Genomic DNA, 7790 nt, shown 5'->3' on the forward strand with positions numbered 1-7790 from the left:
CTCAGCGCTCCTTCCGCGGCTGCCGCAGCTCCGCCACGACCGCGTCGGCCGCCTCGGTCAGGGTGAGGGTGCCCAGCGACGCCTCGGTGCGCAGTTCGGCGCCGCACCACTTCTCCAGGTCGCCGAGCAGCACGAAACTCGTCATGGAGTCGATGCCGAAGGCGCTGAGCGGGACGTCCGCGTCGAGGTCGGCGGGTGCCATCTCCAGCAGCTCGGCCAGCACCTGGCGCAGCCGCTCGACGACGAGCTCCGGGGTGATCTCCTGGGTGACGCTCATACCGCACCGTCCTTCCGCATGCTGGACCACTGGGCCAGCGGCGGCAGCTGGCCCGACCTCATCTGCTCGGCGCAGGCGCGCCGGCGGATCTTCCCGCTGGTGGTGCGGGGCACCTTGTTGCGCGGTACGGCGTAGACGCTGACCGCGGTCGGCAGCACCTTGGCCACCGCGATACCGGCCGCGCGGACGGCGGTGGCGAGCACCTCCGGGTCGCGCACGGTGGTCTCCACGACGACGGCGACGCCCCGGTCGTCCTCGTGGAGCGGCCAGGCAGCGGCCCGCTGCTGGGCGAAGGCGGGGTGGGCGGCGACCGCGACGGCCTCGGCGTCCTGCGGGAAGTAGTTCTCCCCGCCGATGATCAGCACGTCCTTGATGCGGCCGGTGATGAACAGCTCGCCCCCGTCGACGAATCCGAGGTCCCCGGTCCGTACGTAGGTGGGGCCGGAGCCGTCCTCGGTGCCGGCCGTGCGGGCCGCGAAGACCTCCGCGGACTCCTGCTCGCGGCCCCAGTAGCCCCCGCAGTTGCCCGGCGAGTCGACCCAGATCTCACCGACCACGCGGTCCGCGAGCGGCCGGCGGGTCGCCGGGTCGACCACGGCGACGCGGATGCCGTCCGCCACCGGCCCGCAGCCGACGAGTTCGACGCCCGCCGCGGTGTCGGTGGTCGGCACGGCCTTGCCCTCGGCCAGTGCGTCGCGGTCGTAGTGCACCGCCACCACCGGTTCCAGCGACGGGCTGACGCTCACCAGGAGGGTGCATTCGGCGAGCCCGAAGCCGGGCGAGAAGACCTCCTCGCGGAAGAAGCTCAGCCGGAACGCCTCGGCGAACCGCCGCTGGGTGGCCGCCCGTACGGGCTCGGAGCCGTTGACCGCGACCCGCCAGGTGGACAGGTCGAGGGCGGCGCGCTCCTCCGCGGGGATGCGGTTGACGCACATGTCGTACGCGAAGTCGGGCGCGGCGGTGAACACGTCGTCCTCGGCGGCGATGGCGCGCAGCCACACCCGCGGGTCGCGGACGAAGGTGGCCGGCTCCATGGTGACGGTGGCCGCGCCGGACACCAGCGGCAGCACCACCGCGGTGCACAGGCCCATGTCGTGGAAGAACGGCAGCCAGCTGACGATGGTGGTGGTGGGCTCCACCTCACAGGCGTCGCGCATCGCGATCTGGTTGGCGACGAGGTTGCCGTGCCGGACGACGACGCCGCGCGGGTCGCCGGTGGAACCGGAGGTGTACTGGAGCAGCGCCGTGGTCGCCGGGTCGAGCGCGACCGGGTCGGGCAGCGCGGCCCCGCCGGCCTCCGGGCGGTCCGCCCGGCGGACGGCGATCCACCGCACGCCGGGCAGCAGTTCGGCGTCGGCCTCGTCGGCGTCCTCCTGGGTGGAGACGAGGACGGCGCACGGGTCGCAGTCGCCGCAGATCGCCGACAGCCGCTCGGCGCGGGTGGTGGTGCCGCCGCGGGCGGCGGTGCGGAACGCGGGCACCGGTACGGCGATCATGCCGGCGTACAGGCAGCCCAGGAAGCCGATGTGGAAGTCGAGTCCGGGCAGCGCCGGCACGATGACGCGGTCGCCGGCGGTACCGGTCGCGCGCAGCGCGGTGGCCAGCTCCCGGGCCCGGTGGTCGAGTTCGACGGCGGTCAGGGTCTCGATGGTGTCCCCGGACGCGTCGAGGGCGGTGACCACCGGCCGGTGCGCGTCGGGGCCCGCGGCGCGGGCGAGCAGCGCCTCGACGAGGGTGCGGGGCTCCCGGCCGGGGTCCGGCACCGTGGTCGTGGTCGCCTCGGTTGGGGTGTTCACTGCTGTGCTCCTCATTCGACGGTGCCTCGGGACGCGAGGGCGGTGCCGGATCTGGTTCCCGGCTGCGGCCGGGTGGCCGGGGCGGCGAGCGTCCCGGCGGGGGTCGCGGTCGGGTAGCGGCCGGTCAGGCAGGCGGTGCAGTAGCCGGAGGGGTCCCCGCCGGCCGCCTCCAGGAGCCGGTCCAGCGAGAGGAACGCCACGCTGTCGCAGCCCAGTTGCTCGGCCAGTTCGGTGATCGGCAGCCGGGCGGCGAGCAGTTCCTCCGGCCGTCCGGTGTCGATGCCGTAGAAGCACGGCCACCGGTACGGCGGGGAGGCCACCCGCAGGTGCACCTCGACGGCCCCGGCCTTGCGCAGCAGCCCGGTCACGGTGCGCATGGTCGTGCCCCGGACGAGCGAGTCGTCCACCAGCACCACCCGCTGCCCGGCGACCGCGGCGGCGACCGGGGCGAGCTTGCGGCGCACGGTGGTCTCCCGGGCCGCCGGGTCGCCCGCGATGAAGCTGCGGCCGACCGCCCCGGGTCGCAACAGGCCCTGGACGACGCGCAGTCCGGCCCGCTCGGCGTAACCGTCGGCGGCGACCCGTGCCGTCTCCGGGGTGGCGACGACCACCGGGCGCGGCGATCCGGTCACCGGCGCGTAGTCGGCCAGCGCCTGGCCCGCCCGGTAGCGGGCCTGGTAGACGCTGCGCCCGGCGAGGGCCGAGTCGGCCCGGGCGAAGTAGACGTATTCGAAGAGGCAGGCCGCGGTCTTGGCGTCCGGCACCGGCACCCGGCTGCTCGCGGTGCCGTGCGGGCCGATGGTCAGTACCTCGCCGGGTTCCAGCTCGCGGACCACCTCGCCGCCGACGGTGGTGATCGCCGCGGTCTCAGAGGCGAGCAGCCAGGCGTCGCCGCGCCGGCCGAGGGCCAGCGGCCGGAAGCCGTGCGGGTCGCGCACGCCGTACAGCTGCGCGCCGTCGGACAGCACCAGCGCGTAGGCGCCGGTGAGTCCGGGCAGGACGGCGTGCAGGGCGGTCGAGGTGTCGACGCCCGCCGCGGCGCGCCGGGCGAGCAGCAGGTGCGCCATCAGCTCGCTGTCGGTGGCCCACCGGCCGGGGTCGATGGCCTCGGCGCCGGGGGCGGTGTGCGGGTCGACGAGGGTGCCGTTGTGGGCCAGGGCCAGCGGCGGCCGGTCCAGGACGACCGGCTGGGCGCCGGCCAGCCCGTCCCGGGCGCCGTGGGTGGCGTAGCGGACGTGGCCGACCGCGACCGGGCCGTCGGGCAGTCCGTCGAGGTCGGGCAGTCCCTGGGCGACGGTGCCGGCGCCGTGCCGGGCGACCAGGGCGTCGCCGGTGCCGACGGCGATGCCGACGCTCTCCTGGCCGCGGTGCTGCAGTGCGACGAGCATCTCCCGTACCAGCGCGGCGTGGTGGCCGGCCGGCCCCCAGACCCCCGCGACGCCACAGGCCTCGCGGGGCTTGTCCGCGTCGTACAGGTGCCCGGTCATAAGGCGTCACCGCCCGCGTCGAGCCAGTCGGTGAAGGCGGCCAGGTCCGGGAGGATCACGGTCGAGCAGGACAGCACCGCGAGGTTCTGGCGCATGTCCGTGATCGCGACGACGGTGCGTCCGGCACGGTGCGCGGAGAGCATCTCGGCGGCGGTGCCCATGCTCGGCTCGTGCCCGGGCAGCCAGGCCACACAGACGTCGCTGTCCGCCGCCAGCCGGGTGAGCCGGTGGAACAGGTCGGTCAACTCGCGGAGTTCCTTGGCGAGTTCGTCGTGGCGCAGGACCGTGCGGTCGGCCAGCGCGGCGTGTGCGGCGCGGACGTCCGCGGGGTGCGCGGCGAGCCATTCGGCCATCATCACGCCCGGGTCGTGGATGACCGCGTCGGGGCGCCGCGCGCGCAGCGCCTCGGTCAGCCGTTGCCGGTAGGACTGGTCGGTGAGGTCGGCGCCGGTGCGCGCGCCCTGCATGGTGCCGGCCAGGAAGTAGGAACGGGCGGGCCGGTCGTCCCGCGCGGCTGGGGCGGTCACTCGTCCTCCAGGGAGTACGGGGCCAGGACCAGCCCGGCCGGGGCCGCGGCGCGGTGGATCGCGGCCGCTTCGAGGAGGAAGGCGACCACGTCGTCCTGCGGTGCGCCGACCGCGTCCGCCACGGTCTCCAGGTCGTGCCGGAAGCGGGCGTCGCCGTGGGTCGCGACGGCGCCCTGGTTGTCCTTGGTGATCATCAGCAGGCTGTCCTCGGCGACCCCGGCGGGCCGTCCGGCGAGCGGCAGGATCAGCTCGGCCATCTGCCGGGTGGCCGGGTGCAGCACCCGTAGGGAGACGCTGTGCTGCTCGGGGTGGACCAGCAGCGGACGCACCCAGTCCGCGGCCGGCGGCACGGTCTCCAGCTGCGATTCGGGGCGCAGCACGAACGACCGCGAGGCGATGTTGTGGCCGCGCCGCGGGCTGTAGCGCAGGTAGTCCAGGCGGACCGCGTCGTCGTCGAGCGTCCAGGTGGCCCGCACCCGGCTGGGCGCCGGGCTGCCGTCCTTCTTGACGCGGTACGGGTAGGCGTCGACGGTCAGCCGTACGACGCCGTCGGTCGCGGCGGAGCGTTCGAGCCGCAGCGGCTCGGCGTGCAGCAGGTACGGGTCGAGGATGTCGATGCCCTCCGCCCGCCGGTAGACGGCCGCCACATGCCGCCCGTCGATGGGGTATTCGGCGGTGATCCCGGACCGTTCGGCGACCAGCCGGCCGGCCGTGAACGACTGCCAGGCGCAGGACTGTCCGAACCGCGGCGGGGCGGCCCGGGTGCCGAAGTACTCGTGGAACTGGGAGGCGCTGTTGTACGGCACCCCGACGAGCACCTCGTCGAGGACCTCCTTCTGCACCTCGCTCAGTACCGCCGCACCGACGGCGTTCACTTGCGGCCTCCCGAGAAGAGCGCGGCCGCCTGCTCCAGCAGGGAGGGCCGTTGGGCGTAGGTGGTGTCGCGGCCGCCGAGCAGCGACAGGTGGTCGCGCAGCACCCGCAGATAGGTGAGGAGTTCGAACTGGGTGAGATTGCGCGGGGAGTCCAGGAACTTGATCCCGCCGGTGATGTCCACGTCCCGCCTCCGCTTGCGCTCGTCGAACCGGCGGGCCGCCTCCGGGTCGTGTTCCCGGGCCGCCAGGTAGCTCGCGATCACCCGCGACTGCAGCTCGACGGTCGGGAAATGGCCGCCCGTTCCGTCGGTCATTCCGGCGATGAAGAGGTCGTCGTAGCGCGGCGAGAAGGCGAGCAGATAGAAGTCCGGCCGGCCCTTGTTCCAGTCGAGGTGCTCCTCGCCGACGAACGGAATGTGGATCCGGAAACCGGTCGCCATGATGATGGTGTCGAATTCCTCCGACGTACCGTCCGAGAACTCGACGAACTTCCCGTCGAAACGCACCGGGGCCTTGCGCACCTTCACCCGGCCGTGCGCGCAGTAGTACGGCAGCAGGGAGTTCACGATCGGCGGGGATTCCAGCGGCTCGTGATCGGGCTTCGGCAGTCCGAACTGTTCGGGGCTGCCGATGCTCAGTTTCAGCATGGTCCGGTACGCCGCCCGCGCCACCGGGGCCGGCAGCCGCAGATTCTGGCTCGATTCGGAGACCTGGTCCGCGGGCTTTCCGAAGATGAATTTCGGGAAGAAGTAGTAGCCGCGGCGCATGCTGATCGCGACGTGGTCGGTGACCCCGGCGGCTTCCACCGCGATGTCACAGCCGGAGTTTCCGGCCCCGATGACCAGGACCCGCTTGCCGGCGAGACCGGCCGGGCTGGTGTAGTCCCGGCTGTGCAGGATCTCGCCGTCGAACTTCCCGGAGAACGCCGGCATATGGGGGTGCCAGTTGTGGCCGTTCGCGATGATCAGCGCGCGGTGCTCGGCCGAGTGACCGTCCGCGGTGGTGACCCGCCAGCCGTCGGTGAGCCGCTCGACCTGTGTGACGTCGGAGTTGAACCGGATCAGCGGCAGCAGGTTGAACCGCTCCGCGTACTGCCGCAGATAACGGTGCACCTGATCGTGCCGGGGATACGCCGGCAGCCCGCGGTCCATGGGAAGATCCGCATAACCGGTCACCTCGCGGGAGGTGATGGTGTGGGTGTTCTGGTAGACGGAACTCCGCGGATTCCCGATGTCCCAGATACCGCCTACGCCGGAGTGCGCCTCGTACGCCACACACGGAATGTTGAGATCACTGAGGTTCTTGAGAGAAGCCAGCCCGGAAGGGCCCGCTCCGATGACGGCGACCGGCCGTGGATCCACTTGTGGTTCTGGCATGGAACTGAATTCCCCCATCGATGGTGCGGCGTAGGCAGCCCCCTCGGAAGCCGGTGAGGGTGCTGCTGTACGAACAAGACTTCATCAAGTCGCGGGGTCGACTCCAGCCACTTTCAAGGACTTTCAAACGACCGGCGGGATTCCTGCCGCGCCTTGACTTCGCCGCCCCGGCTTCCCCCTAATGGAGCCGACCGGACGGCGGCCCGGACCGACGGGACTGATCCGCACTTCACGCCGGAGCGCAGTACGTCACTCCGGCGCGAATCAGCTCACCCCGAAGTGAAACAGGTCACTTTTTCCCTTCCGGTGGAACCATTCAACTCCCTTTTGCGTGAAAGCACTTACCGGAAGGAGTGCCAGTGGCACGCGTCGTGGTCGACGTCATGCTCAAGCCGGAGATCCTCGACCCGCAGGGGCAAGCGGTGCAGCGCGCACTGCCCCGTCTCGGATTCGACGGAATCGCGATCGCCGATGTCCGTCAGGGCAAGCGGTTCGAGCTGGAGGTGGAGGGGCCGGTCGATGACGCCGCCCTCGCCCGGATCGAGGAACTGGCCGACACCTTCCTCGCCAACACCGTCATCGAAGACTTCACCGTGAAGGTCGAGCCGTCATGACCGCACGGATAGGGGTGATCACCTTCCCCGGCACCCTCGATGACCGTGACACCCGGCGCGCGGTCGGTCTTGCGGGCGCCGAGGCGGTGCCGCTGTGGCACCGTGACAAGGACCTCAAGCAGGTCGACGCCGTGGTCCTGCCCGGCGGGTTTTCGTACGGCGATTACCTGCGCGCCGGGGCCATTTCGCGCTTCTCACCGGTCATGGAATCGGTGATCGCCGGCGCCCGGAACGGTCTTCCGGTGCTGGGTATCTGCAACGGGTTCCAGGTGCTGACCGAGACGCATCTGCTGCCGGGCGCGATGCTGCGCAACAACCATCTGCACTTCATCTGCCGTGACCAGAAGCTGCGGGTGGAGAACGCGTCCACGGCCTGGACGACAGATTTCACGGCCGGGCAGGAGATCTCCGTTCCGCTGAAGAACATCGACGGCCGGTTCGTGGCCGATGAACGGACGCTGGACATGCTGGAGGCGGAGGGCCGGGTGGCCTTCCGCTACGTGGGCACGAACCCCAACGGTTCGCTGCGTGACATTGCCGGCATCACGAATGCGGCGGGCAATGTGGTCGGTCTGATGCCGCACCCCGAGCACGCGGTGGAGCCGCTGATCGGGACCGGCCGGACCGACGGCCTGGGATTCTTCACCTCCGTCTTGAAGAAGTTGGTCAACGCATGACGCTGGACACGGTCAAGCACGCCGCCACCACGCCGGACACCGAGCTGCCGTGGGCCGAACTGGGGTTGAAGGAGGACGAGTACGCGCGGATCCGCGAGATCCTGGGCCGCCGCCCCACCGGGGCGGAGCTGGCGATGTACTCGGTGATGTGGTCCGAGCAC

General features: G+C 71.7%; 9 protein-coding genes. 3 read left to right on the top strand and 6 right to left on the bottom strand.

The annotated features are described in order from the left end of the window. Position 1 precedes the first annotated feature (1 nt). From ACFV1J_RS33505 to ACFV1J_RS33530, 6 genes are read right to left on the bottom strand one after another with little or no spacing between them, the layout of a single operon-like run. Positions 2-277, bottom strand: a complete 276-nt coding sequence (locus ACFV1J_RS33505; RefSeq protein WP_385864498.1) for an acyl carrier protein — start codon at positions 275-277, stop codon at positions 2-4. Then, entirely contained in the window at positions 274-2073 is a 1800-nt protein-coding gene (locus ACFV1J_RS33510) for a fatty acyl-AMP ligase (RefSeq protein ID WP_385864500.1), read from the bottom strand. The genes ACFV1J_RS33505 and ACFV1J_RS33510 overlap by 4 nt, the downstream gene beginning before the upstream one ends. An 11-nt stretch (positions 2074-2084) precedes the next feature. Then, the gene (purF, locus tag ACFV1J_RS33515) at positions 2085-3560 is read right to left on the bottom strand and encodes an amidophosphoribosyltransferase (protein ID WP_385864502.1); all 1476 of its coding nucleotides are present in this window, start codon (positions 3558-3560) and stop codon (positions 2085-2087) included. Further along, positions 3557-4087, bottom strand: a complete 531-nt coding sequence (locus ACFV1J_RS33520; RefSeq protein WP_385864504.1) for a hypothetical protein — start codon at positions 4085-4087, stop codon at positions 3557-3559. The genes purF and ACFV1J_RS33520 overlap by 4 nt, the downstream gene beginning before the upstream one ends. Beyond that, a complete protein-coding gene (locus ACFV1J_RS33525) occupies positions 4084-4962 on the bottom strand; it encodes a hypothetical protein (RefSeq protein ID WP_385864506.1) in 879 nt (292 codons plus the stop codon). The genes ACFV1J_RS33520 and ACFV1J_RS33525 overlap by 4 nt, the downstream gene beginning before the upstream one ends. Then, positions 4959-6356 (bottom strand): flavin-containing monooxygenase, encoded by a 1398-nt coding sequence (locus ACFV1J_RS33530; RefSeq protein WP_385864508.1) that lies wholly within the window; start codon positions 6354-6356, stop codon positions 4959-4961. Before ACFV1J_RS33530 ends, ACFV1J_RS33525 begins: the two co-directional genes overlap by 4 nt. A gap of 341 nt (positions 6357-6697) precedes the next feature. Between ACFV1J_RS33530 and purS the strand changes: the two genes are divergently transcribed. The 3 genes from purS to ACFV1J_RS33545 form a co-directional block, all read left to right on the top strand. Continuing rightward, entirely contained in the window at positions 6698-6952 is a 255-nt protein-coding gene (gene purS, locus ACFV1J_RS33535; protein WP_385864510.1) for a phosphoribosylformylglycinamidine synthase subunit PurS, read from the top strand. Further along, positions 6949-7629: a phosphoribosylformylglycinamidine synthase subunit PurQ gene (purQ, locus tag ACFV1J_RS33540; RefSeq protein WP_385864512.1), complete on the top strand. Its 681-nt coding sequence runs from the start codon at positions 6949-6951 to the stop codon at positions 7627-7629. Before purS ends, purQ begins: the two co-directional genes overlap by 4 nt. Then, positions 7626-7790, top strand: a 165-nt coding sequence (locus tag ACFV1J_RS33545; RefSeq protein ID WP_385864514.1) for a hypothetical protein, incomplete at its 3' end; no start/stop codon positions are given. The genes purQ and ACFV1J_RS33545, both read left to right, overlap by 4 nt.

This window comes from Streptomyces sp. NPDC059649 (genome assembly GCF_042734445.1).
Taxonomy (GTDB): domain Bacteria; phylum Actinomycetota; class Actinomycetes; order Streptomycetales; family Streptomycetaceae; genus Streptomyces.